The following is a 25,830-nucleotide window of genomic DNA, read 5'->3' as shown; positions in this document are numbered from 1 at the left end:
TTATTTTTTCTCTTCAAATACGGCCTTACCGCCACATATAGTATATTTTACTTTACCAAATAATTTATGTCCTTTAAATGGAGTATTTTCACATTTTGATACAAATTTATCTACTACAAACTCTTCGTTTTCATCAAATATAACTATATCAGCAACTTTCCCTTCTTCTATGCTCCCACTTTCTAGATTGTATAATCTAGCTGGATTTATAGTCATTTTCTCTATTAACTTCATCATATTTAAATGATTGTTTTTAACTAAGCTAGTTATACCAAGAGAAAGTGCAGTTTCAAGACCTATTATACCACTTGGTGCTTTCGTAAATTCTACATTTTTCTCTTCATATGTATGAGGTGCATGATCTGTTGCTATTATTTCAATTGTATCGTCCTTTAAACCTTCAATTATTGCCATCTTATCTTCTAATGTTCTAAGTGGTGGATTCATTTTAGCATTAGTACCATAAGTTAATACATCATCTTCAGTTAGTGTAAAATGATGTGGTGTTGCTTCTGCGTATACATTAGCACCTAACTTTTTTATAAATCTTACCATTTCTACTGAATTTTTAGAACTTATATGTTGTATATTAACTTTTGCCCCACTTTTTAAAGCTAACATACAATCACGACTAACCATAACATCTTCAGCAACATTTGGCGCACCCAATATTCCCATTTGTTTAGATATTTTGCCATCATTTATACCAGCACAAGTTATAAGCGATGGATCCTCTTCATGAAAACTAAGAGGAACGTTTCTCTCCTTCGCCATGTTCATAGCCTTAAGTATAATATCACTATCCATTATAGGTAGTCCATCATCAGTAAAGCCTACAGCACCAGCTTTAATCATTTTATCCATATCAACTATTTCTTTACCTTTAAATCCTTTAGTTATTGCACTTGCTTGTAATACATTTATTGATGATAGTTTAGCTTTTTCATTTATATAATCTAAAGTTTCTTCATTATCAACTATAGGATTAGTATTTGCCATACATACAACTGTTGTAAATCCTCCCTTAGCTGCTGAAGCTGAACCTGTTAATATATCTTCTTTATGAGTAAATCCTGGATCTCTAAAATGAACGTGTACATCTATAAGCCCAGGTGATACTATACATCCTTTAGCATCTATTATTCTATCAACATCATTTTCATCTATATTCCCTATTTTTTCTATTTTATTATCTTTTATAAGTATATCTACTACTTCATCTCTTTTTGTTTTTGGGTCTATTAGTCTTCCATTTCTTATAAGTATCATATTTATCTCCCCTTTAGCTGATTAATGTATAACTAAATTTACTATATTATACATTAAGTTGTGTATATTTTAAATAGTTTTACGAATTTTATACTAAATTTTTTTTTTATAGTTCACCTTTAAATATATTTTTTCTAAAAAAACTCATATATTATAGTAGAAAATTTTAAATTAGATATTAAATAATAATTATTATACGAATATTTATATAATCTACTTTATTAATTTAAATATTATACTTCTCTTTATATCTATAGCTTTTTTAGGACATAATTCATGGCAACAAAAACATCTTATACATTTATTTAGGTCTATTTCTATTTTATTATTTAAAGTAATAACCTTGGCCGGACATACTTCTATACATTTTTTACATTTTATACAATCTTTATGTGATACAAAAGGCTTTGGAGTTATCATCCTTGTAAGTGGCTCGTGTATAAATTTAGGCATAGTTGATGATAACAGCCTAAAATCTTTACTAGTTTTAGGTATCTTAAAATCTTTTATTATAAATCTTTCTATGTTATCACCCACTATAGATATATCACTTAAGTCTTTTTTTATATATTCTCTTTTTATACTCCCTCTTATAGTAGGTACTTTATTTATATCTAGATTTATAACTTTACATGCTACTATATCTATCATATAAGGACTAGGCGATGCTAATGTTATGCCAATTTTTCTTGGTGTTCCAGCTGAAGGCCCTTCTCCTTCCATGCCTACAATTCCATCCATAATAGTCAAACTTGGGTTTACATAAGAACATATATCTAATAATACATCTTCACAAAATCTTTCTTCATTTGGAAATCTATAATGTATTTCTGCTTTTTGAAGTCCTGCTATAGAGCCATATAAATTTTTAACTCCACCTGTAAATGTTGCCATTCCATGAGTTTTTAATTTACATATATTTATTATATGATCTACTTTAGTTATTGGAGTTATAATATTCATGTATTTTAAAGCTTTAGCATTTTTATTTTCTACCTTAATTTCACTTATATCATAATTTAGTTCTACACCTAGTTCATCCGCTATATCTTTCATACCAGTTGACTTATATATACTTTTTAATGAAGGTACTGTATACGGACCACCTGGGCTATCTCCTATTATTATTTTACAATTTAACTTAAGTAACATTTCACACACAACTTTAACTACCATTGGATGAGTAGTTGTTGCTTCTTTAGGACTTTTTTTCATTAGCAAATTTGGCTTTATTAGTACTTTGCTATTTGGTTTTATATACTTTTCTAACCCACCTAAATCTTCTAAATTTTTACTTATTGCATGTTTTACACTTTCATATCCATAATCATTACATTCCCTAATTGATACATTCCCCATTTGTTTCCCCCTTGATAAAATTGTTATCCTATATCTTTACATAATTATATCACAATGAAAAAATCTTTCTTGAAATTCTCATATTTATGCCTATTTTTAGCTATTATTTTTATATAATGTATAAAAAGTTTTCTATAAAATAACTATATCTTTTAAATTTTTATAATACTTTATATATAATTAGATTATAATTAAATACATAAGGAGGGATATTTTATGAATTCTCATGAAATAGATTATAAACTACATGGACATGACATGCAATTTGTTGAAATTGAGTTAGATAAAGGTGAAAGTGTAGTAGCTGAAGCTGGTTCTATGATGATGATGGATGAACACATTTCTATGGAAACTATATTTGGAGATGGCAGTAAAAAAGGTGGTTCTAAGCTATTTGGTGCTGCTAAAAGAGTTTTAACTGGTGAAAGTCTTTTTATGACGTCATTTACTAATACTTCTAACAATAGAAAAAAAGTATCTTTTGCATCACCATATCCTGGTAAAATAATACCAATTGACTTATCTGAAATGAACGGTAAGCTAATATGTCAAAAAGATTCATTTTTATGCGCTGCTAAGGGAGTAAGTATTGGAATAGATTTTAGAAAAAAACTTGGTGTTGGATTTTTTGGAGGTGAGGGATTTATCCTTCAAAAATTAGAAGGAGATGGTCTTTGCTTTATTCATGCTGGCGGTACTATTATAAAAAAAGAATTAATGCCTGGTGAAAAATTAAAAGTTGATACTGGATGCTTAGTAGCTATGACAAAAGATATAAAATATGATATAGAATTTATAGGTGGTATAAAAAATAGCTTATTTGGCGGTGAAGGGTTATTTTTTGCAACTCTTACAGGTCCTGGATATGTTTGGATTCAAAGCTTACCATTTAGTAGACTTGCTTCTAGAGTATTTGCATCTGCTCCTCAAGTTAGTAGTGACCAAAAAGGTTAAAAAATTATATTTATATATATTGTAAATTTATTTTAAGAATAAGTAATAGGAGCAAATTTCTACTTGGAGATAGCTCCTATTTTAAGTTAAAGATTAATTTTTAAAAAGGAAATTGTAATAATGATAGGGCAAGTAAAAGATTAAGTGGGAATCTTCTACGTCTAAAACGTCTAAATCTTCTAGGTCTTCCAAATTGTCTGCCACGTCTTAGTTGATTATTATCTTCATCTACAATTACATCTTCCCCAACTAATACAGTAACACCATCTTCATCTACACTCTCAATAATTCCATCAAATACTTGTCCATCTTCCATCATTAATACAACGTGGTAATTTAAAAATCTTTTACATTTATCTCTTAAACTTTGTAAATCTTTATTTTCGTCAATTCTTTTTAAATTCATTTTACTAATCCCCCTTTCTAATTATATAGTATTTATTTTTAGGATAAATGGTGATAGTTTTTATTAATATATATTAGATTAATATAATAATATTTTTAATAAAAAAATGTATACTTGCCAGTTCTGACAAGTATACATTTTTTTATTTATATATAAATATTGTATTATTTTTACAAGATATCTTCGTTAGAAATAGATTTTAAATTTAAATAAAAATTCCCTAATGTAGTATAATAATATGGTGTATACCATAAGAACCCTATTCCTAAAGTAAATACACATAATATAGCCCAACCTAGAAAACTTAGTTCTAATATAAACAATTCCCACTTAAAGCCTTTCATCATATTTGCACTTTTCTTTAAACAATCCATTATTGATAACTCTGGATTTTCTGCTAATATATAATATGATTGTGAGAACATTAACATCACTATAATACCTGGTATTACAAATAAAAATGTTCCTATTACTGAAGCTATAGTTATTATTAAATTTATTACAAAAGATTTTATAAAAACATTAAATCCAGAGAATAAATCTGTAAATTTAGCTTTTTCATTATCTATTGCTAAATTTAATATAAATCTACTAAATCCTAATTGTATTGGACCTGCAAATATTAATCCTATTATGTTCAAAGTAATAACTATATTTTCATTTAACCAAGATGTAGCTGTCCCTGATTCAACACCTGTTCCTTCTACTATTATAGTATATATTAAACATGTTAATATTGCTAATCCCCAATGACCCTTTAATTGCATTTTAGCACTATTTTTTAATTCAGCTCTTGAAATCATATGCCTTCCCCTCCAATTATATTGTTAGTTTATTATATTCTAACAAATATTGGATATATTTTATACTATATTAACAATATTGTAATGACTTTGTTTTGTCATTATATTTATTTAATATTTTATTCCACTCCAGTATACATTATCCTTTATAATAGTAATATCATCAAATTCTACACCCTCAAGTGCCCATTTTTTAAACTCCATAAATCCTGTTCTGTCAACAATATATCCAATATGTTCTTTTGGTAAACTTTTATCTATATATTTTTCTACATACTTATAAGTATTTAGTATTATCTTAATTATATTTTCTTCATCTGCCCATATTAAAAAATCTTCTGCTAACCTTGGATTCTTCTTACCGCTTCTTCCCATTATAGCTAATCTATAATATTTCTTAGGATCTCTACTCCATGCATTTGTAGGACAATTAAGTACACATTCTCCACATCCTATACATTTACTGTGGTCTCTTATTACCCTATAGTTTTCTGCATGTAATGCACCTGTTGATAACTGCTTACACTTTTTAACACAAGCCCCACAAGATACACATCTATCTCTTTCGTAGTGCGGTAAAGTCATTCCTATTATTCCAAAATCATGAGTTCTTGCTTTTATACAGTCATTTGGACATCCTGTCAAAGCTATTTTTACATGTAAATCATTTGGAAATACTGCTTTTTCTATTTTCTTTGCAAACTCAGTTGTATTGTATTGCGCTTTTGGGCATACTTTATTTCCTATACATGATGCTATATTTCTAGTTCCTGCAGCAGAATATCCTTTATCCTTTTCTTCTTGATTTATTTCCATTTTTTCTATAATTGGTTGGACAAGCTTATTGACCTTTTCCATATCTTCCATTTTTATACCAAGTATTTCAAACCCTTGTCTAGTAGTCATATGTATTTGACCATTTCCATACTCATTTGCTATCTTTGATACTATCATTAAACTTTCAGAGTCAACACATCCTCCAGGAATTCTAACTCTTAATGCTGTTTCGTATCTATTTTTAGTTATTCTATAAGCATTTTTCATTGTCTTTTTAGTATTTAAATCTCTTATCATAACATTCCCTCCTAATCTATAAGATTTTTAGCATAAGAATAATCAAATACAGGCCCATCTATGCAAATATAAGTATCATCCATTTTACAATGACCACACTTACCTACTCCACAACACATTTTTCTTTCATAAGAAACCCATATATTATTTTCTGCCAAATCTCTTTTTAAAAATTCGCCTACTGTAAAATGCATCATCATAGGAGGACCTACTACTATTGCTGATGTATTATTTACATCTTTTATTTCTAAATCTGGTATATATTTTGTAACTAAACCAACATTACCTTTATAATCGTTTTCACCTTTATCCACAGTAACTATTACATCTAATTTTTCACCCCATCTTTTTAAATCATCTTTAAATAATATATCTTGTGGTGATCTAAATCCAGCTATTAATTTAAAGCTTTTGAATTTTTGAGGATTATTATAAAAATATTCTACAATTCCTCTAACTGGTGCAATTCCACTTCCTCCTGCAACTACTATTATTTCTCTATTTTCATATATACTTATATCAAAACCATTTCCATATGGTCCTCTTATGAAGAATTTATCTCCTATTTTATAATTAAATATTTCATTAGTTACTTTTCCTACACTTCTTATTGTAAAATCTATATAATTATCACCATATCCACTTACAGATATTGGACTTTCTCCATATTTAGGTATTGATATCTCATAAAATTTTCCTGGAAGTACATCTTTAGTACTACATTCTACTCTAAAAGTCCACTCTATATCTGTATGTTTAACTATATCTATTATCTTAGCTCCTACTGGAATATACGAATTCATATTACTTTCTCTCCTTACTTATTTCATTTACTTTTTCTATACATTTTGAAAATGATATATATTGAGGGCAAGCATCATCACATCTTCCACACCCTACACACATGTTGTAGCCAAATCTCTTATTGAAATCATATATTTTATGCATTGTTTTAAATCTCATTCTTTCACCCTTAGTTTTTCTAAATTCATGCCCTCCAGCCATACTTGTAAAGCCGTCAACTTGACATCCTGCCCATATTCTTCTTCTTTCACCTACTTTTTCATTTTCTTTGTAAAAAACATCTTGCATAGTAAAACAAGAACATGTTGGACATACAAAGTTGCATCTTCCACAAGCTATACATCTTGAGTTATACTCTTGCCACATTTCATGTTTAGATATTTCTTTAGAGTTTATTTTATCTATTTGTGGCACTTCTATATTAAATAAGTTTTCCTTTACAAAATCTATTTCAAATTCACATTTTTCTCCATTAAATATTTTTAAATCCTTATCTTTTATTTCTAGGAAAACTTCATTATCGTCTATTTTAATTCCCATAGAATAATTATCCGTTTTATTTGAATCCATACTTACACAGAAACAATTTCTAAAACTTTCTCTACATCCAACAAGAACAAATTTTACTTTCTCTCTTAATTTTTTGTAATAATAATCTTCATCAATTCCATTTTTTAAATATATCTCATCTAGTCTTTTCATTGCATTTATATCACATGCTCTTAAAAAGATTAATAGTTTTTTATCATCAATATCGCTTTCCTTAAATTCATTTTCTGTAAAATAAAATAATATTTGTGTTATAGGAAATACTATTTCCTTGGCAGAAAAGTTTGATTTTCTATTTAGTTCCATTTCATCTAAAGAACTTACTTCTTTATATCTTACAACGTCTGTATCTGAGAAAGTTCCCATATATTCTAATGATACTGGTGCTAATATTTTATATTCATTACTAAGTGTTTTCAATTTTTCATTAAAATTTTCTTTGCTTAATTTTATCTTCACAACAATCACCTTTTCCCTTTTCTATTGATAAAATTTTAACATTTATTATAATTATTTTCCGTGATTAATATCACGTTTTTATAAAAATAAAAAGAAATAGCAAAACTTTAATGTTTTACTATTTCTTAAAGTACTCTGATAATCCTTTTTCTTTAACAAATATTTTTTTATTTTCTAATTTAACTAATCCTTCATTTTGAAGTGTTTTCATTGCCCTTGATAAAGTTTCTCTTTTACATCCTAGCATATCTGATAAATAAGTTATGCTTATATTTACATCTATTAATGTCCATACTCCTTTATTTGTTCCAAATTCTTTGCTTATTCTATATAATTTAGCTGCTAACTTTTTATCCATTTTTATAGAAATTGAATTTTTTAGTTGTCTATATAATCTTCTATTTCTTCTTTCCATGTAATTTATTATATTTTTAGTTAAGTAAAAATCTTTCTCCATAACCTTTATAAAATCATCTATATTATATTTTAGTATAGTGGCGTTCTCAAAGACTTCACAAAATACTGATGATTCTCTTTTTTTATCTGTAGTTATTTCATTAATCATTTCGCCTTCATTTAATATAAATATTACTTTTCTATCGCCATTTTCATTTATTTTAAATATAGATACTTTTCCATCTATAACAAAGTATATATTATTTATTTTTTCTTTTTCCTCAAATAAAACTTCATTTTTTTCTAATTTTATTGTGTTGCTATATTTCTTAAGTTCTTCTTTTGTTTCATCTTTTAAATTTTTAAATATATTTATATTATCTATATAACTGCTTTTTATCATCTCTTCACCATATTCACTCTTATTATAGTTTTATTTATCTACTTAATTAGTATATCACATATTATTATAAAAATTAAAAAAGGCCATCTCATATGAGATGACCCCTTTATTTAAACTATAATTAGTTTTGCTTTCCAAAATGTCTTTCTAATAATCCTAAGAATGCTTTACCATGTCTAGCTTCATCTTTACACATTTCATGAACTGTATCATGTATAGCATCTAATCCTAATTCTTTAGCTCTCTTAGCTATTTTTAATTTTCCTTCAGTTGCTCCATATTCAGCTTCTACTCTTGCAGTTAAGTTAGCTTTAGTATCAGCTACAACAACTTCCCCTAATAATTCAGCAAATTTTGCAGCATGTTCTGCTTCTTCAAATGCTATTCTCTTGTAAGCTTCTGCAACTTCTGGGTATCCTTCTCTATCAGCTTGACGACTCATTGCTAAGTACATTCCAACTTCTGTACATTCTCCAGTAAAGTTAGCTCTTAAACCTTCTAATATTTCTTCGTCTACACCTTTAGCAACACCTATTCTGTGTTCGTCAGCCCAAACCATTTCACCCTTCATTTCTTCGAACTTATCAGCTCCAACTCCACATACTGGACATTTTTCTGGTGCAGTTTCTCCTTCATGTATGTATCCACATACTGTACAAACAAATTTTTTCATGATTATACTCCTCCAATTTATATATTAATTTAATTTAAATTCATTATTTAACTACTATACTATATACCCTAAAATACATTAACTAAATAATAAATTCTTATTATTTATAAATAAGATATTTAATATCTTATCGATCATATTTTATATATACCCGGTGTAGCATCCCCTAAACAATAAATTTAAATTTTTTACAAATATAAGTTTACCATCTATACAGTCATAATTACAACCTTATTTTCCCATTTTTATATTAAATTATTAATTTTATATAATGTATATTAAGATTTACTTGTATCTTCGTTAGATTCTATACATGCTTCTTCTATGTATATGTCTTTTTTCTTTAAAAAAGATAGTTTAGTTTCAGCCATTATGATGGCTACAAATATTATAAAACTTCCTAAAATCATTCTTAATGTTACTAGTTCTTTTAATATAATTACAGAGAAAATTGTTCCAAATACTGCTTCTGTTGAAAGTATTATAGCAGCCTTATTTCCTTCAACACTTTTTTGACATATAGTTTGCACCAAAAAACAAACAGTAGTACTAAATACTCCTAGATATAATACACCTAGATATCCATCTATACCAGCATTTATACTTCCCTCTCCCATAAGTATTTGTGTAAATAATGAAAGTATAAATGCCACACTAAATTGTATAGCTGTAAGTACTATTGGATTATACCTTACAGCATATTTACTTGTAAAGAATATATGAAATGCAAATCCAAAAGCACATACTAAAGTTAAAAAGTCTCCAAAATTAATAGAAAAATCTGATTCAAGCGATAGTATACCTATTCCTATAACTGTTAATATACTACTTATTATACCCATTTTATCAAGTTTTTGTTTATACATTAAAAATCCTATAAACGGAACTATAATTACATTAGTAGCAGTTATAAATGCATTTTTTGATGGTGTTGTATAAACTAACCCTATAGTTTGAACAACAAAGGCTGTAAATAGAAAAAATCCTAATATACAACCATACTTTATTGCATCTTTGCTCACATTTTCTTTTATCTGTTTAAAAAAGATTAAATTTATCAAAAGCGCTCCTATAAAAAATCTAAGTGTTATTATTTGCAGTGGCGTAAGTCCCCCATCTAGCGCCAATTGTGTTCCTACAAATCCACTTCCCCAAATCATAGCAACTATTAGTAATCCTATTTGTGAAATATATGTTTTTTTCATCTTTTTCCCCCTTTTTTTTGATATAACTCACTATTAACATTAATATACTAGACATATTTTGTAAATACATTAACATTTCTTTTATTCATAATTTTCAAATAATTTTATTTTATATATAATTTAATTAGTGCATAAAAAAAGAACTACATAATATATTAAATGTAGTTCTTTTTATTTTATTTTATAATGTTAAGTGTAAATGGGAAATCATAATCTCTATATGATCCATATCTTATCATAGCTATTATATTAAGTACTAAATAGGCTATTGATACTAGTGGTAATAATACCATTCCAACTAGCAAAAATACTAATAATCCAGATATTATTTCATATATAAAAAATGATATGTGAAAATTCAAAAGTCTTCTACCATTTCTAGCTATAAAGTCTGAGTCTTTACTATAATCTTTCCATACAAAGTATGATATTATAAACCCTATAAAATTAAAAACTATAATTCCACCTGCCATTAAAAGCATTATAATATTTTCTCTAGATATTGATTTTCTATAATCATCCATAATTATATCCTTTCTTACATAGTTTATAAACTATATAAAATTTAAGTATTAAAAATTTCCCAGGAAAACATTTTTATAAAATTTCCCTTCTCCTCATGAATACGTGTGTATTTTTAGTCATATCCACTTCCAAAAATATTATATTCATATTAAAGATATATGAAATATGATTTTTGTATATATCAAAAATTTATTTTATATATCTAGCTTTAATTGTTTATATAGATCTTCTTCTTGATTTTTGTTAGATTCTTTTTGATTTTCATTTATTATATTCATTTTAGATAAAAACCTTTTAACATCTGTTAAGCTATCTACTGCTATTTCTTTATAATTTATCTCTAAAAAATATCCAGTTGCAGTTTTTTCTATCTTTACACTTGGTTTATCCATTATAATAGATATTACATTTCCATTTAAATACTCAACAGCAAATGTCTTTTCATTTTCAGCAAATAACTCAACTAAATTCTCTGATATCTTAAAACTTTTGCTTTTATCAACTTGACTTGTGCTAAACTTCATAAGTAAAGGTTTGATTGATTTTAGATCATTTAATATAACTTTAGAACCTTTTATATCTATTAAATATCCTTTTGTACTAGCACTTATAGTTATATTTTTATTGTCAACTACTACAGATGTTATTTTTCCTTTACTATAGTATATGATATAAGACCTATTCATATTAGATAATATTTTAGTTATTTTACTTGGTAAATACATATAGCTCCTCATCTCTTTTTCGTCTTTAATAGATAAAATATAACATTTATCATTATTTTTTACAACTGCTTTATTCTAATTAGTACTTGTTATATCATCTATTAATCTTTAGTATAATATATTTTATCATTAAGTATAATGTGAGGTATATTAGGATATTAATCCAAAAAGAGATATAAGTTAGTTTCTTATATCTCTTTTAATTATATTATTTTACAACTACTTTTATAAACTTCTTCTTACCTATTTGAACTACTAATTCACCCTCAGCTACTACTTCTTGTAAATCAGCTATTTTTTCACTATTTACTTTAACTCCACCTTGCTTAACTAATCTTCTTAATTCACTTTTACTTGGAGTTAACTTGTTATCAACTATTATTTGAGCTAAATCAAAATCATTAGCATCTGCTTCTACTGTTAATATATCAACAGGTATTTGTCCTTTTTGGAATACTGATTTAAATCTTTCTTCAGCGAAGTTTGCTTTTTCTTCTCCGTGGTATAATCTTACTATTTCTTTAGCAAGTTCCATTTTTATATCTCTTGGATTTTTTCTATCTTCTTTTAAATCTTTTTCTATTTCAGCTACTACATCAGGGTGAACATCAGTTACTAAGTTGTAGTATTTAACTATTAATGAATCTGGTATTTCCATAGCTTTTTGATACATTACACCAGCTTCTTCATCTACTCCTATGTAGTTTCCTAAACTCTTACTCATTTTATTAACGCCATCTAGTCCTTCTATTATAGGCATCATTATAACTACTTGAGAATCTTGACCAAATTCTTTTTGTAGTGCTCTACCCATAAGTAAGTTAAATCTTTGGTCAGTTCCACCTAATTCTATATCAGCTTTTATAGCAACTGAATCATATCCTTGCATTAATGGGTAGAAGAATTCGTGTACTGATATTGGAGTATGGCTTTCATATCTCTTTTTAAAGTCTTCTCTTTCTAACATTCTAGCAACAGTTATAGTTGCAGCTAATTTAACAACATCTTCAAAGTTTAACTTTCCTAGCCATTCACTGTTAAATCTTACTTCTGTCTTTTCTTTATCTAAAACTTTAAATATTTGTTCTTGGTAAGTTTTTGCATTTTCTAAAACTTGCTCTGTAGTTAATGCCTTTCTAGCTTGAGATTTTCCAGTTGGATCTCCTATCTTTCCTGTAAAGTCTCCTATTATTATTACTACCTTGTGTCCTAAGTCTTGTAATTGCTTCATTTTTCTAAGAACAACAGTATGCCCTAAGTGTATATCTGGTGCTGATGGGTCAAGACCTAACTTAACAACTAACTGTCTTCCCTCTTTGTGAGCATTAGTTAATTTTTCTCTTAAGTCCTTTTCATCTATTAAATCTTCTACACCTTTTAATATAATTTTTACTTGTTCATCTAAATTAAACATATTTACCCTCCTGTTATTTTATATTTATAAATTTGCTTAAGTCTTATTTTTTAGCAAATCATTTTTTAATGATATAAAACTTTTTTGTATTAAAAAAAGCCTTCATCCTTATAAAAGGACGAAAGCTTGTGCTTACGTGTTACCACCTTAATTTATTAATACCTCACAGTATTAACCTCATTAGGTACAAAATTATACCCTAGCATTATAACGTATGCTACTCCGTTTTTCCCTAGTGGTTGTTATCTTTCAGGAAAACTGCTCCAAGATGTATTCAAATTAACTTTTCTTGCTCCTCTCACCTACCGGAAACTCTCTGTTAGAATACATTAATCCTACTAATTCTTATCATAGCTTTATATTAATATTTTTTCATTTATGTCTATAATATATTCTTAAAATTATATTTTGTCAATACTTTTTAACATTTATTTGGATCTATACCTTCAAATATTATATTATCTGCATATTTGGATGCTTTTTTATATTGATTACAATTAAGTATAGTCCAAGTTATAACTGGAATATTACTCCTAATTAACTGAACCCTTTTACTTTGAATACTTTTTATATCATAAGATACAAAGTCAGGCTTTGTTTTAAAATTTAGTATCATTCCCCTTAAAAATATTTTTTTGTACCATTTTATTATTGTATCTTTGTAATCAAATGATATTTGCCCTCTTATTATATTATTTGCATTTTCTTTGTACCATAGAAGTACCCTTGGATTAAAAGACTGTATAGCAAACTTACCTTCATAATTTTTTACTATCTTATAAACCTCACTACTCATATCTATAGCATCTCCAAGAGCCTTTAATTCTATTAAGACTGGTACCCTGTTATTTACAATATCTAATACGTCCACTAAAAGAGGTATCTTTTCATCAGTGTTTAATAGCCTTAGTTTGCTTATTTCATTATAAGTCATATTATTTATAGTACCTTTATATCCTGTCATTCTTTCTAAAAACTCATCATGAAATACTACTGCCTTTTTATCTTTTGTAAGTTGTACATCTAATTCTATACCATAGTTATATTTTATAGAATTTATAAAAGCCCCCATAGAGTTTTCTGGATATATATTGTTATGAAGTCCTCTATGTGAAAAGGGACATTTTTTGATAAAACTTACATCCTTAACCACATTTTCACCCTCTACTTAATATATTATTTAATATTCCTATTTGTTGATTTCTTATATTTACCTTTATATCTAATATTATATTAATTATGATTATAATAAATGTAGTTATCTTAAATATTAATACCAATGCTATTAACATTAAAATAGATAATATCCTTATATGAGCTACTTTCTTATTTTTAGATAATAAATAATTTTGTATTGCTGTATATCCATCTTTTATCACAAAGTAAAATGATAGATACTCTATACTTATTATTATAGTTTTTAGATATGTATTATCTATGTTTATATTAAACGCTTTAAAAACTTCTACTATAAAAATATATACTGATAATACATAAAATACATTTTTAGAACAACATACAAATCTTGAAAGTCTTCTAAAGTTAGCTATAATTTCAAATTTTTTATTTATATTTCCTTTTAGCATATTTAATTTCTTGCACATAAATAAGGATAAAATATATATAGAAAATACAGTTCCAAAAGGAAATGCAGCTATAAGTATATAATAAATAACTTGTACATATTCTCCCGACTTTAGTATATTTATATATCCTTGAAACTCTTTCATAAAGCTGTATCCTATTAACTTAGATGCATATACATCTACAAATACCATAAGTACAACGCCTATAAAAGAAGTATATACCATATCATCCATAATAGATGTATCCTTACTTATAAAGTAGCCACAAAGTATTCCAAGTATTACACTTTGGCTACACCATATAGCTATGCCTATATTCCCAAGTATCAACCATACTATTAAAAGTGATGTTATTCCAGAAAGTGCTGAATACTTAAAATCACATCTAAGTACTACTATTGAAAAAAATACAGGAACTATAAAATCTATGTAAAGTGCATATCCAAAACCAATTCCTACAAATAGTAAGGTACTTATAACAAATAGTGCGGATAGTATTGCTGACTCTGTTAACTTTTTAGTTTCATTCATCAAATTACCTACCTTTTAATTTTTATTTAGCTTATCCGTATATTATAATACTTCTAAAAAAAATAATAAAGCATGCTTTATTATAATATAAAAGAAACTGTGAATATTCACAGCTCCTTTTATTAATATATATGAGTTTATTTGTTGCCTACTTTAAATTTATAGCTTCAAGTGCTACTTTTGTATCATCAAAAGGATGCTTTTTCTTACCTATTATTTGATAATCTTCATGTCCTTTTCCCGCTATTATAACTAAGTCTTTATCATTTGCCATATCTATTGCCTTATATATTGCTTCTTTTCTATCTTCTATAATTATATAATTATCCTTTTTTATATTAATACCTTTTAATATATCATTAATTATTTTATGGGGATCTTCACATCTTGGATTATCTGATGTTATTATAGCTACATCAGAGTATTCTTGTGCTATTTTTCCCATTATAGGTCTTTTTAGTCTATCTCTATCTCCTCCGCATCCAAACACTGTTATTACCTTGCCTTTTGTAAATTCTTTTGAAGCTTTTAATATATTTTCTAAAGCGTCTGGAGTATGTGCATAGTCTACTATAACATTTAGTTTTTTATTATTTTTTATGCTTTCAAATCTACCCTTAATACCTTTAGTATTTCTAAATACTTCTTTAACTATGTTTATATCTATATCTAATATGTAGCAAATACTTATTATTCCTAATGTATTATATACACTAAACTTTCCTGGTATATTTACATAGATATAATCTTCATAAGTTGGAGTTTTTACTTTATATTCTATATGATCTTTTTCTAATATAATATCACTTGCCATAAAATCAGCATGTTCATTTATAGCATAAGTGTATACAGGTATATCTAAGTTTTTAATATTATTTAATATAATCTTACCATGTTCATCATCTATATTTATTATATTTGCTTTTGTTGTCATATAAAATAGCTTTTCTTTAGAGTTTCTATAATCCTCTATATTTTTATGAAAATCTAAATGTTCTTCAGTTAAGTTTGTAAATAATCCCATTAAAAAACTAGTATCTTTCACTCTACCTAAGCTAAGTGCATGAGAAGATACTTCCATAGCGCAATATTTACAGTTATTTTTTAACATATCATTGAAACTTTTTTGAAGGTCTAAACTTTCTGGAGTTGTATTTTTAGGTATTATTTTTTCCTTTGAGTTGTCTATTTCGATAGTTCCTATAAGACCACATTTATTAACTTTATTTAATATCTCCTTTAAAAGAGTTGATACGCTAGTTTTCCCATTTGTTCCTGTTATTCCTATTACGTCTAATTTTGTACTTGGCTCATTATAAAAATTAGATGCAATTTTTGCCATGACATCTTTAGTATTACTTACTTTTATAAATGTATACTTATCCATATTATCTATATTTATATCTTCTTCTATTAAAAATGCCTTAGCTCCAGATTTTATGGCATTTTCTATATATAAATGTCCATTAGTATTATATCCTTTTATACATATGAACAGGCTGTTTTTTGTTACTTCTCTTGAATCATAATATATATTATCTATATCAATATTTTTGTCTCCATATATATTTAAAGTATCTACATTCTCTAAAATTTTATCTAATCTCATCATATCCTCCTTATCTATTGTTTAATACAGTATATTTTACATATGATTTTTTATGATATATAATTTAAGGTGGGTCTCCCCACCTTATCTTTCTTTTATTATAGAATTAAAGTACTTTTCATTACATTTTACACATTCATCATTTGGATTTAATTCCATACATTTTTGATGGTGATAATAAGCCCTTGGTAAATCTTTCAATTCATAATAACAGCAACAAAGATTTAAATGAGGTTTAAATCTTAAGTAACTCATATTAATGCATTGGTTAGTATCACAAGATATATCAGTATTAAGTATTATTTTATACCAACTTATAGCTTGTAAATATTTTTCCTCCTCTTCAAATGAATAAGCTATATTATACATTATATCAGCTCTTGGTATATCTTCTTCAAAGGCTTTATATAAATATATCCTTGCTAGTTTGTATTCTTTTTGTTTTATATAACATTCTCCTATTTTGCATAATGCATCTACCGTTTCTTCCTTAAATTTACTTACCTTTATAAATTCTTTTAATATTTCTATAGATTTTTCATATTTTAAATTACAATATAATTCTCTTCCATAATAATACAAATCTCTATTGCTTAATATTTTGCCATCTTTTAGTTTTTTTTCGTATATTTTAAGATTTCTATCATCTATATTTTTTACCTTATCATGTATTATACAAATATTACTATCATATACATTACTTTCATTTATACCCTCTATAGATATATATTCATGAACATATCCTACCCACTTAAAACCTTCATTTCTTTTGATTATTCTATTTCTTCTAGCTACTATTTTAGGATTATTATTTTCATCTATACACATATGAGTCTCTGTAGATATAACACTTATACTTTCATTTAAATTTTCTTTCAAGTTTATAAGTCTTTTTCTATTTTTCTCATCTAAATACTCGTCTGCATCTAACCAAAGTATATAATCTTTGGTTGCTTTATCAAAGGAAAAATTTCTAGCCTTTGAAAAATCATCAATCCACTTAAAATCATATATATTGTTAGTATAATTTCTGCAAACTTCCTTTGTTTTATCTACTGACCCTGTATCTACTATTATTATTTCATCTACTATATCATAAATACTATCTAAACATCTTTTTAAAATATTTTCTTCATTTTTTACTATCATACATAAACTTATAGTAATCATACTATTTGCTCCCTTAATTAAAAGTTATACTTCAATGTATGATAAAATGACATTTTTTGTGTTTATTGTACTGAATTTTCATTAATGTATATATGTTTTTAATTTATCTATATATATATTTATTTCTTTAATTGTATCTTCTATTTCGTGTTTGTTAGTTTGTATACCTTTTATATTTTTTAGTATTTCTAGTGTTGTATAGTTTATCTCTATACTATAATTTTCATATATATCTTTTAGATTCTCACTTATTTTATACTTTAGATTTTCTATAAAAGTATCTATATCATTTAGCAATTCCTTGCTCTTTTTATCATCTCGTACTTTATCATATATAACTTTCCCTACTGCTCCACTTATAGTCCCTGCTATTAATAGCGGTGGACAATAAGTCATTAGTGCTGCTGATATAGTAGTTGAGGTTGCCGATGCTCCAAGTATTGCACTATACATTGAAACAACTGTACCCGAAGTTGCCCCAAGCACTGCACCTGTTCCTACTACTGCTAATAATTCATTTGCTGTTGCTTGGTTTTTTTCTAATTTAAAGCTTTGGGTATCTATGCATTCATTTTTATATGTTATATCATTTATATATCTTTTTATATCATCATCCATTTCATTGCTTATTTCTTTTAAACACTGACTCCACTCATTAAAAAATAAATTATCCAATTCTATTTTTTTCTTGTTTACTAATTCATTTATATATCCTTCATTTATGTATAACTTAGCTAAATCTATATTTAATTTAATTTTTTGTATTTCATCACTAAAAAATATTCTATCTACCCAATCCTTTATCTCAAAATCCATCTTTGAACTTATATAGTCTCTTTTGTTTTGAAGTAATTTATTGTATATTAATAGTTCATCATCTAAAACATATAAAGTCTTTAGATAATCATTATGACAAACTATATCTTTGTGTATTATTCTATCTAAAGATGATTTTATACTACTATTTTTTTCTTCTTGAGAATTTTTTATTAGATAATTTATATAATCATTTAATCTATTAAATTCGTATTTTAAATCATTATAGTTTGATAATACTAAATCAGTACTTTTTGTTTTTACCTTAGGTAATACCTTCTCTTGGTATTCAAGATATGAAGATATCATAAAAAATTCATCTATATATATTCCATATTCATCTTTTATATAATCTATAATTTCTTCTTTATCAGAACTTAATAAATCACACTTATTTACTATACCTATAATGTTATTTTTATACTCACTTATCAAATCAAGCGCTTCTATTACATCTTCTTGTCCTAGGTGAGTTGCATCTATTACAAATAATATCAAATCAGCATTTTTTATATAGTTTAAAGTTTTTTCTTCATTGTTTACAGTTATGCTCTTTAACCCTGGTGTGTCTACTATATTTATCTTTTTTAAATAATCTATATTAAGACCCACCTTTGTTATGTCTTTATATGTTTTAGTATATGGCATGTTACTATATACTATTTCTATTATACTAGAAGTAGCTTCAAGTACATCTACTTCACTTATATCCCCTCCTATTAATGAATTTACTAAGCTTGATTTTCCTGATTTAACTTCTCCTAACACAACAATTTTTAATGGTTCTTCCTTATTACTTTCTATAGATTTAATAAGTTCAACCACTTCTTGTAATGGTTCTTTTATTGTATTTTTATATGGTAAATTTAAATCTTCAATTAACTTTTTTCTTATTGGTGAATTTAATATTTCTTCTTTAACTATACATATACCTTTATTATTTTCCAAAATATCACCCCAAAGTATTTAAAATTCTTTCTATATTGTTTAGGAAGTCTATATAAATATTTATATACTTATAGTCTATATATACTTTTTCAAAACTATGATTTTTTATATATTCTATGTTTGAAATTATAGTATTTATATTATCTTTTAATATTTTTTCTATGTCTTTTGTTATGAGTTCTTTATTTATAGATAGGTAATTTGGTTTATAATTTACGTCTTCATTAAATGCTTTAACTAAAAATTTATTAAATAAATTTTCTAGTTTATCTTCTTTTGCTTTATCTTTTAATTGTTTTTGAATTGGTACCTGGATTTTATCTAAATTTATATTAGTATCTATTTTTTGATAAATGGAGTCTTTATTGAAATTTGATTTTTTATAAATTATATCATATATATTACTAAAATCATTATTGCATTTATTTTGCAAACTTATTATATGGTCCTTTGTTTCTATATCTATATCTTTTATATAACTTAGAGCATCCTTTTTTATATTATCTAAGGTGTATTTTAATTCATAATCTATTTCATTATATATAGATAAGTCTTTGTATAATTCTCTCTTATGTGAGTATATAGATTGTAGTATATTACTTTTAGTTATATATAAATTTTTGTATTTGGATTCTATTTGCTTATTTTCACAAAGTTTTTTAAAATTAACATCTATACTTTTATATAATTTTTCTATATTGCTTTTCTGTATATAATAATAATCTTCATTTAATATTCCTTTTATAGCATCCTTAGCTGATATGTATACAATGTCTTTAAACTTATCTTTAAATAATTCTTCACATTTATCTTTAACTTTATCTAGATCTTTTTCTTTTATTATATCAATCTTATTTACAACAGCTATTATATTTTTGTTAGTGTAATTTTTATCTATATCATTAATTTCATTTATAAGCTTTGTATTTTCACTAGATACTATATTTTGAGCATCTATTACCCATATAATTCCATCTGCTATCTCATAATATCTCTCTACTTTTTTATCAGTATTTAATAGACTTTGGTTAAGTCCCGGTGTATCTACTATAGTAAAATCATTTATTAAATTTCCTTCTTTTAAGTAATATTTAATCTTACATATTTGAGGTTTATATAAATATTTCTCTTCTAATTCTCTTTTGTATTCTTTAAGTTCTTTTTTTGTTTTTGTATTTTCTTTTTTAAGCTCTTGAACTAATCTATATATTTTTTCTTTAGATTTTTTGTACTTATCTTCTTCATCTTTCAGTAATCTATATCCACCTTGTATACTTTTTAAAATTTTTTCTTCGTTGTCATATATTATCTCTATTTTTTCTAAATTACTCTTTAAAAAAACATCAACCTTCCAAGTACTTGGTATATCTTTTGTAGCTACTACCTCCCTTTTTATTAATGAGTTTATAAGAGTTGATTTTCCGTAGTTCCCACAACCCACTATACAAAGTACAAATGGATTTTCTAGCTCTTTTACATTGTTTTTTAATTTATTTATCTCTTTTTGTATATAATCTATAATATATATTGATTTTGTTTTATCTTTGGTATATATATACTTTGTAATATTATTTATTTCATTTTCTATAGGTGTAATAATTTTCATAATATTGTTTAATTCTTCATATCTTGAATTATACATAATATCATCCTTTTTTGGTAAATTAATTTAATTATATTTTTACTTTAATAAGTGTAGTGTATATAAATTTAATATATAGACAAAATTAAAAACAAAACCATATTTAAAGTATATGATCTAATTATCTTAAATATTATACTAACTTGAAATATTATTGTATATATGATTTAATATTTGTATAAATTTGTAATATTTTGAAAGGAGATTTACTATGAGAAAAGCATCATTATTTATAGTCGTTAATGCTATATCCTTATATATAGTATCTTTACTTTTAAATAGCGTATATATAAGTTCTTTTAAGTCATTAATAATACTTACATTAATATTTGGATTACTTAATTTAACTATAAAGCCTATACTTAAGTTCTTTTCATTCCCTATAACAGTTTTAACTTTAGGGTTATTTTCACTAATTATAAATGGATTAGTTTTAAAGCTAGCATTCTCATTTGTTAATGGAGTTTATATAAATAGTACTTTAAGTGCAATAGGTGCATCTATATTGCTATCTATTGTAAATAGTGTTTTATATAGTATATTAGACTAATTAATAATATAAAAAGGGACTAAAAGCCAACTTTAGTCCCTTTTTATATTATTTTAATTGTTTATATAAAATAAATACAAGTATCAAATTATTTTTGTATATTTATATTTTTTGATTTTATCCTGTTATTTATATACCCACCACATAAAGTATATATCATACTAAAAAGAGGTACTCCTATTAGGATCCCTAATACTCCAAACATTGATGAACCTATTATTATAGGAACTAATATCCAAAATGATGATAATCCTATGGAATTTCCTACTATAAATGGATATATAAAATTCCCTTCTACTTGCTGAATTATAACTATCATTATTATAAAGTAAAGTGCTGTTACAGGTTTTATCATAAATAATATCAAAGCAGAAAGAGCTGCTCCTAAAAATGTACCAAATATCGGTATTAAATCTGTAATTCCTATTAATGTACTTATTAATATAGCATAAGGCATATTAAATATGGTCATACCTATAAAACATAAACTTCCCATAACTATACCATCTGTACATTGTCCTACTATAAATTTTGAAAATTTAACATCTCCTAATTTAATAATGCTCATTATTTTATCTGCCATATTTTCACTTAAAAGACCATATATCACCTTTTTAAATTGAACTATAAGCTTGTCTTTGCTAAGTAACATATATATGGCTATAACAAAACCTAATAATAAGTTAGTTATTATAGATGTTATTGAAAAAGTAATTCCAACTATATTAGATATAAAATAATTTAAAGTTTTTATCATAAAGTCTGACATCTTATCAACTCCTGATAATAAACTGTGATGTAAATTATCTGATATATTTATATGAGACATATAAGTTGTTATATAAGACTGTAATGAGTCTATATCCTGCGGAATACTACTTATTAAACTTGAAGTACTTTTTACTAATTGTGGTATTACTAAGTTTATAAATGCACTTAATAATAGCCCTATTGTTATAAGTGTTAATATTAATGATATTATCCTTATAATAATTTTTGAATTCTTTATATTATATTTTTTAACAATTTTTCCTATTAATCTATTTTCAAAAGATTTCATAGGTACATTTAGTAAAAATGCTATAGCTAATCCTATTATAAAAGGTTTTAATATAGATAATGTAGTGTTTAAAACATTTCCTACAGTTTTTATATTTAATAATAAAAAGGATAATATAATTATATAAGTTGCTAGTATAAATTGATTTTTCAGTTTAAAATCCCTCATAAATTTTGACTCTCCTTTTGTTGATTGTTTATTATTAAATTATACAACAAACAAGTTTAAATTAGTATGTTTTCAAACAAGATATAATATTTTATTATTTTTTATATAATTTTTTATTGCATTTAAATATTTATTGACTATATAAGATTTATAAAGTATTATTTTAGTTATTGATATTTATTTTCATTTATTTTTAATTAACATTTAATATTAATTCGCAAGGAGGTTTTATGAGTAATTGGTTATTTTATGCACTTTTAGCGGCTATCAGTGCAAGTTTTGTAACAGTTTTTTCTAAGGTGGGAGTAACTAACTTGTCTCCTTCACTAGCTACTAGTGTTAGAGCAGTTATAATGGGAGTATTTTTAGTATTAGTATCTTTTATAAAAGGAGATTTTTCTAATCTATCTTCTCTTTTAAGTCATAAAAAAGACTTACTATTCTTAGTATTTGCTGGCGTATCTGGTGCTTTGTCTTGGTTATTTTTAAATATAGCACTAAAGGCAGGTAAAACTTGGCAAGTAGCTCCTATTGATAAGTTATCTGTAGTTTTAACTGTAATTTTTTCTATTTTAATATTTAAAGAACAAATAAGTGTAAAAGGTATAATAGGCGTTTTATTTATAGCTATTGGTACTATATTTGTTGCCTTAGGATAAATTTTATATTACATATCAAGACAATAAAAATATTAACTATATATTTCATAGTACATAGTAATTAATTTTTTTATTTACTATATACTATGAATTTGTTATTTTCTGTAGAAACAAATTAACTTCTTTTGCTTTTTTCAAAACTACTATTTTATTTTTAAAATCTTGTTCTATTTGTTTATAATGATTGCGTATTTCTTTAGTGCGGCCTTCATAAAGAATCCACCAAATAAATTCTAAGTCAATTTTCTCTATACATCCTTTAGCCATATCTTCACGAGTTGTGTTTTTGTATCTAAAATACCTCTTTAATGCTCTATAAATACAAATTCTACGTGGAAAATTCAAAAAAATTATTTTATCAGCTTGTTCTAATCTTTCTTTTTGAAAAAAATCACTATAATTTCCATCTATCACCCAAGAATCATTTTTCATAAAATCACATACTATCAAACGCCCTTCATCTCTATCACGTTCAATCCAATTGGGCAAAAAATTAACTTTGTCGAGAAATAAAACAGGTGCCTTATAATATTTTGAAAGCTTCCTAGCAAGTGTGGATTTTCCACTTCCACTATAACCAATTATTGCAATTTTCATTTTAATTTCCTCCAAAACTTTAATATTAATAAATTAAAATAATAGTAAATACATTAAAAACCTATTGCTAGTTATTTATAGCCATAGGTTTTTAATGTATTTTTATAGCAAAATATTCTTGTTTATTTTATAAATTCTTTGTTTACTATACTAACCATTTTGTCTAAAGCTTCATTTACTATTAGTTCTCCTTTTTCTTTAGAACTAGTTCTTCCTATGGCTAATAATCCTGATTTTGGAACTAAATCCTTTGGTATTGGATATACATGATAAGTTGGTACTTCTTCTATTTTTTCATCTATTAATCTATCCATATGAACTAGTTGTGGAGCAAATTTAAGTATTAATGAAGTCTCTGTTATAGCTGCATGTTCTAATGCCCACCCTGGAAACTCTATTTCATCAAATACTTTATCAATAGTATCTTGGCTTATTAAGTCCCACCAGCTCATCATTATTATTTTAGTATCATTTGGCATAAATTTGCTTACTAAATCTATGGCTTCTAGTAAAAATGCTTGATTTTCAAAATGAGAGTTTACTATAGCTATTTTTCTTACACCATCTCTTATTAACTCTTCTAAAATATCTTTTACTAACTCTATTAAAGTAGTTCCATTTAAATCTATAGTACCTGGAAATAATGGACCTCCACCTGATGCCGGTTGAGATTTATATCCATAATTTATAGAAGGCATTACTATAGAATTTGTTTTTTCTCCTAATAATTTAGAGAATCCCTCAGATATTATAGTATCTGTAGATAATGGTAAGTGTGGTCCATGTTGTTCAACAGACCCTATAGGTAATATTACTACATCTTTGTCTTTTCTTTCATTAAACTCATACCATGTCATTTCTGCCATTAGTGTCATAAAAATCACTCCTTTATTAATACTACTGTATAAATTATATCATATAAAAAAATGTATTTAACAAGTTTAAATAATTAAATTTACCAATAATAAAAATTTAATTTTTATACTTTAATAAGAGAGGGCATATACCCTCTCTTATATTTATCTTATTATAATTTTAAATATAGCTTTCTTTACATATTCTTTTTCATTTACTTTTATAGCTGTCATGTGAGCATCTTCTGGATAGCAAATCAAGAAATTTCCTTTTCTTAATTCTACATATCCATTATTTTCACCTTCTAGAGGTAAAAAGTCCGATTCTTCTTCATAATCTTTTTGAGTTAATTGTTCTATGAAATTTAAGTCAATTCTTTCGCATCCATCTATCATTAAATGAATATCTATGTACTTTTTATGAGCTTCCCAAAATCTTTCTTCTTTCTCATAAGTTTCATATTCTACTATATTTACAAATATATCTTTTTCATCTATAGTATATGTCCCTTTTTCATATCTATTCAAATCATTTTCATTAGCATATTCAAAACATCTAAGTAGGTCTTTACTTAAGTTAGGATAATTTTTTATATGCTTTATATTGCCAAATATCATAAAT

26 protein-coding genes and 1 other annotated feature are annotated in these 25,830 nt (G+C 25.5%); of the genes, 3 read left to right on the top strand and 23 right to left on the bottom strand.

All coding sequences use genetic code 11. The features are described from left to right. Both FRIFI_RS05595 and FRIFI_RS05590 read right to left on the bottom strand, forming a co-directional pair. Complete coding sequence (locus tag FRIFI_RS05595) at positions 1-1,269, bottom strand: dihydroorotase (protein ID WP_166505261.1); 1,269 nt, start codon at positions 1,267-1,269, stop codon at positions 1-3. 213 nt (positions 1,270-1,482) lie between these two features. Next, positions 1,483-2,628 carry a DUF362 domain-containing protein gene (locus FRIFI_RS05590; RefSeq protein ID WP_166505260.1) on the bottom strand — a complete coding sequence of 382 codons (1,146 nt, stop codon included), beginning with the start codon at positions 2,626-2,628 and terminating at the stop codon, positions 1,483-1,485. A 216-nt stretch (positions 2,629-2,844) separates the two neighbouring features. Between FRIFI_RS05590 and FRIFI_RS05585 the strand changes: the two genes are divergently transcribed. Then, positions 2,845-3,582, top strand: coding sequence for a TIGR00266 family protein (locus FRIFI_RS05585; RefSeq protein WP_092926256.1), 738 nt, complete (start codon positions 2,845-2,847; stop codon positions 3,580-3,582). A 100-nt stretch (positions 3,583-3,682) separates the two neighbouring features. On the opposite strand, the gene FRIFI_RS05580 is transcribed toward FRIFI_RS05585, so the two are convergent. From FRIFI_RS05580 to FRIFI_RS05500, 17 genes are all read right to left on the bottom strand, one after another. Then, the gene (locus FRIFI_RS05580; RefSeq protein WP_166505259.1) at positions 3,683-3,988 is read right to left on the bottom strand and encodes a hypothetical protein; all 306 of its coding nucleotides are present in this window, start codon (positions 3,986-3,988) and stop codon (positions 3,683-3,685) included. A 170-nt stretch (positions 3,989-4,158) separates the two neighbouring features. Then, a complete protein-coding gene (locus FRIFI_RS05575) occupies positions 4,159-4,791 on the bottom strand; it encodes a DUF975 family protein (protein WP_207733513.1) in 633 nt (210 codons plus the stop codon). Between the two features lie 111 nt (positions 4,792-4,902). After that, complete coding sequence (gene asrC / locus FRIFI_RS05570; RefSeq protein ID WP_166505258.1) at positions 4,903-5,865, bottom strand: sulfite reductase subunit C; 963 nt, start codon at positions 5,863-5,865, stop codon at positions 4,903-4,905. 11 nt (positions 5,866-5,876) lie between these two features. Further along, on the bottom strand, positions 5,877-6,668 hold the full coding sequence (gene asrB / locus FRIFI_RS05565; protein ID WP_166505257.1) for an anaerobic sulfite reductase subunit AsrB: 792 nt from the start codon (positions 6,666-6,668) through the stop codon (positions 5,877-5,879). Position 6,669: 1 nt separating this feature from the next. After that, positions 6,670-7,677, bottom strand: coding sequence for an anaerobic sulfite reductase subunit AsrA (asrA, locus tag FRIFI_RS05560; RefSeq protein WP_166505256.1), 1,008 nt, complete (start codon positions 7,675-7,677; stop codon positions 6,670-6,672). 118 nt (positions 7,678-7,795) lie between these two features. Further along, positions 7,796-8,476: a Crp/Fnr family transcriptional regulator gene (locus FRIFI_RS05555; protein WP_166505255.1), complete on the bottom strand. Its 681-nt coding sequence runs from the start codon at positions 8,474-8,476 to the stop codon at positions 7,796-7,798. A 121-nt stretch (positions 8,477-8,597) separates the two neighbouring features. Further along, a complete protein-coding gene (locus FRIFI_RS05550) occupies positions 8,598-9,149 on the bottom strand; it encodes an NADH peroxidase (protein ID WP_092926268.1) in 552 nt (183 codons plus the stop codon). Between the two features lie 278 nt (positions 9,150-9,427). After that, the gene (locus FRIFI_RS05545) at positions 9,428-10,354 is read right to left on the bottom strand and encodes a DMT family transporter (protein WP_092926270.1); all 927 of its coding nucleotides are present in this window, start codon (positions 10,352-10,354) and stop codon (positions 9,428-9,430) included. Positions 10,355-10,530: 176 nt separating this feature from the next. Beyond that, on the bottom strand, positions 10,531-10,878 hold the full coding sequence (locus tag FRIFI_RS05540) for a DUF4870 domain-containing protein (protein ID WP_166505254.1): 348 nt from the start codon (positions 10,876-10,878) through the stop codon (positions 10,531-10,533). A gap of 195 nt (positions 10,879-11,073) precedes the next feature. Continuing rightward, on the bottom strand, positions 11,074-11,604 hold the full coding sequence (locus FRIFI_RS05535) for a hypothetical protein (RefSeq protein ID WP_166505253.1): 531 nt from the start codon (positions 11,602-11,604) through the stop codon (positions 11,074-11,076). A 208-nt stretch (positions 11,605-11,812) separates the two neighbouring features. Further along, positions 11,813-13,018, bottom strand: a complete 1,206-nt coding sequence (gene tyrS / locus FRIFI_RS05530) for a tyrosine--tRNA ligase (RefSeq protein ID WP_092926276.1) — start codon at positions 13,016-13,018, stop codon at positions 11,813-11,815. Positions 13,019-13,129: 111 nt separating this feature from the next. Further along, positions 13,130-13,379 (bottom strand) — a binding site (T-box leader). 60 nt (positions 13,380-13,439) lie between these two features. Further along, positions 13,440-14,171, bottom strand: a complete 732-nt coding sequence (locus FRIFI_RS05525; protein ID WP_166505252.1) for a glycerophosphodiester phosphodiesterase family protein — start codon at positions 14,169-14,171, stop codon at positions 13,440-13,442. 4 nt (positions 14,172-14,175) lie between these two features. After that, positions 14,176-15,135: a DUF2232 domain-containing protein gene (locus FRIFI_RS05520; RefSeq protein WP_166505251.1), complete on the bottom strand. Its 960-nt coding sequence runs from the start codon at positions 15,133-15,135 to the stop codon at positions 14,176-14,178. 148 nt (positions 15,136-15,283) lie between these two features. After that, the gene (locus FRIFI_RS05515; protein WP_166505250.1) at positions 15,284-16,744 is read right to left on the bottom strand and encodes a UDP-N-acetylmuramoyl-L-alanyl-D-glutamate--2,6-diaminopimelate ligase; all 1,461 of its coding nucleotides are present in this window, start codon (positions 16,742-16,744) and stop codon (positions 15,284-15,286) included. A gap of 84 nt (positions 16,745-16,828) precedes the next feature. After that, a complete protein-coding gene (locus FRIFI_RS05510; RefSeq protein WP_166505249.1) occupies positions 16,829-17,914 on the bottom strand; it encodes a glycosyltransferase in 1,086 nt (361 codons plus the stop codon). Between the two features lie 81 nt (positions 17,915-17,995). Then, positions 17,996-19,678 (bottom strand): dynamin family protein, encoded by a 1,683-nt coding sequence (locus FRIFI_RS05505; protein WP_166505248.1) that lies wholly within the window; start codon positions 19,676-19,678, stop codon positions 17,996-17,998. A gap of 4 nt (positions 19,679-19,682) precedes the next feature. Next, positions 19,683-21,320, bottom strand: a complete 1,638-nt coding sequence (locus tag FRIFI_RS05500; protein ID WP_166505247.1) for a dynamin family protein — start codon at positions 21,318-21,320, stop codon at positions 19,683-19,685. A gap of 211 nt (positions 21,321-21,531) precedes the next feature. Between FRIFI_RS05500 and FRIFI_RS05495 the strand changes: the two genes are divergently transcribed. After that, entirely contained in the window at positions 21,532-21,870 is a 339-nt protein-coding gene (locus tag FRIFI_RS05495; RefSeq protein WP_092926290.1) for a phage holin family protein, read from the top strand. An 88-nt stretch (positions 21,871-21,958) separates the two neighbouring features. Here FRIFI_RS05495 and FRIFI_RS05490 read toward each other — a convergent pair whose 3' ends face one another. After that, positions 21,959-23,098: an AI-2E family transporter gene (locus tag FRIFI_RS05490; RefSeq protein WP_166505246.1), complete on the bottom strand. Its 1,140-nt coding sequence runs from the start codon at positions 23,096-23,098 to the stop codon at positions 21,959-21,961. 230 nt (positions 23,099-23,328) lie between these two features. Here FRIFI_RS05490 and FRIFI_RS05485 point away from each other — a divergent pair, with 230 nt between their 5' ends. Then, positions 23,329-23,757, top strand: coding sequence for an EamA family transporter (locus FRIFI_RS05485; RefSeq protein WP_166505245.1), 429 nt, complete (start codon positions 23,329-23,331; stop codon positions 23,755-23,757). Between the two features lie 84 nt (positions 23,758-23,841). On the opposite strand, the gene FRIFI_RS05480 is transcribed toward FRIFI_RS05485, so the two are convergent. The 3 genes from FRIFI_RS05480 to FRIFI_RS05470 form a co-directional block, all read right to left on the bottom strand. Then, on the bottom strand, positions 23,842-24,354 hold the full coding sequence (locus FRIFI_RS05480; RefSeq protein ID WP_166505244.1) for a DNA topology modulation protein: 513 nt from the start codon (positions 24,352-24,354) through the stop codon (positions 23,842-23,844). A gap of 122 nt (positions 24,355-24,476) precedes the next feature. Next, a complete protein-coding gene (locus tag FRIFI_RS05475) occupies positions 24,477-25,229 on the bottom strand; it encodes a creatininase (protein ID WP_202819468.1) in 753 nt (250 codons plus the stop codon). 144 nt (positions 25,230-25,373) lie between these two features. After that, positions 25,374-25,826: a NanQ anomerase/TabA/YiaL family protein gene (locus FRIFI_RS05470; protein WP_166505243.1), complete on the bottom strand. Its 453-nt coding sequence runs from the start codon at positions 25,824-25,826 to the stop codon at positions 25,374-25,376. Between the last annotated feature and the right edge of the window lie 4 nt (positions 25,827-25,830).

This window comes from Romboutsia hominis (genome assembly GCF_900002575.1).
Classification (GTDB): Bacteria; Bacillota; Clostridia; order Peptostreptococcales; family Peptostreptococcaceae; genus Romboutsia_C; species Romboutsia_C hominis.
Note: the sequence above shows the minus strand (reverse complement) of the source record. Positions and strands in the feature narration are given on the sequence as shown.

Bases quoted from the DNA above. Each gene is read 5' to 3' on its own strand.
- FRIFI_RS05520 (WP_166505251.1), bottom strand. From the start codon at position 15,135: ATGAATGAAACTAAAAAGTTAACAGAGTCAGCAATACTATCCGCACTA.
- FRIFI_RS05540 (WP_166505254.1), bottom strand. From the start codon at position 10,878: ATGGATGATTATAGAAAATCAATATCTAGAGAAAATATTATAATGCTT.
- FRIFI_RS05495 (WP_092926290.1), top strand. From the start codon at position 21,532: ATGAGAAAAGCATCATTATTTATAGTCGTTAATGCTATATCCTTATAT.
- FRIFI_RS05535 (WP_166505253.1), bottom strand. From the start codon at position 11,604: ATGTATTTACCAAGTAAAATAACTAAAATATTATCTAATATGAATAGG.
- FRIFI_RS05595 (WP_166505261.1), bottom strand. From the start codon at position 1,269: ATGATACTTATAAGAAATGGAAGACTAATAGACCCAAAAACAAAAAGA.
- FRIFI_RS05485 (WP_166505245.1), top strand. From the start codon at position 23,329: ATGAGTAATTGGTTATTTTATGCACTTTTAGCGGCTATCAGTGCAAGT.
- FRIFI_RS05480 (WP_166505244.1), bottom strand. From the start codon at position 24,354: ATGAAAATTGCAATAATTGGTTATAGTGGAAGTGGAAAATCCACACTT.
- FRIFI_RS05475 (WP_202819468.1), bottom strand. From the start codon at position 25,229: ATGACACTAATGGCAGAAATGACATGGTATGAGTTTAATGAAAGAAAA.
- tyrS (WP_092926276.1), bottom strand. From the start codon at position 13,018: ATGTTTAATTTAGATGAACAAGTAAAAATTATATTAAAAGGTGTAGAA.
- FRIFI_RS05490 (WP_166505246.1), bottom strand. From the start codon at position 23,098: ATGAGGGATTTTAAACTGAAAAATCAATTTATACTAGCAACTTATATA.
- FRIFI_RS05580 (WP_166505259.1), bottom strand. From the start codon at position 3,988: ATGAATTTAAAAAGAATTGACGAAAATAAAGATTTACAAAGTTTAAGA.
- FRIFI_RS05545 (WP_092926270.1), bottom strand. From the start codon at position 10,354: ATGAAAAAAACATATATTTCACAAATAGGATTACTAATAGTTGCTATG.
- FRIFI_RS05555 (WP_166505255.1), bottom strand. From the start codon at position 8,476: ATGATAAAAAGCAGTTATATAGATAATATAAATATATTTAAAAATTTA.
- FRIFI_RS05550 (WP_092926268.1), bottom strand. From the start codon at position 9,149: ATGAAAAAATTTGTTTGTACAGTATGTGGATACATACATGAAGGAGAA.
- FRIFI_RS05575 (WP_207733513.1), bottom strand. From the start codon at position 4,791: ATGATTTCAAGAGCTGAATTAAAAAATAGTGCTAAAATGCAATTAAAG.
- FRIFI_RS05470 (WP_166505243.1), bottom strand. From the start codon at position 25,826: ATGATATTTGGCAATATAAAGCATATAAAAAATTATCCTAACTTAAGT.
- FRIFI_RS05590 (WP_166505260.1), bottom strand. From the start codon at position 2,628: ATGGGGAATGTATCAATTAGGGAATGTAATGATTATGGATATGAAAGT.
- FRIFI_RS05500 (WP_166505247.1), bottom strand. From the start codon at position 21,320: ATGTATAATTCAAGATATGAAGAATTAAACAATATTATGAAAATTATT.
- asrC (WP_166505258.1), bottom strand. From the start codon at position 5,865: ATGATAAGAGATTTAAATACTAAAAAGACAATGAAAAATGCTTATAGA.
- FRIFI_RS05515 (WP_166505250.1), bottom strand. From the start codon at position 16,744: ATGAGATTAGATAAAATTTTAGAGAATGTAGATACTTTAAATATATAT.
- FRIFI_RS05510 (WP_166505249.1), bottom strand. From the start codon at position 17,914: ATGATTACTATAAGTTTATGTATGATAGTAAAAAATGAAGAAAATATT.
- FRIFI_RS05585 (WP_092926256.1), top strand. From the start codon at position 2,845: ATGAATTCTCATGAAATAGATTATAAACTACATGGACATGACATGCAA.
- asrB (WP_166505257.1), bottom strand. From the start codon at position 6,668: ATGAATTCGTATATTCCAGTAGGAGCTAAGATAATAGATATAGTTAAA.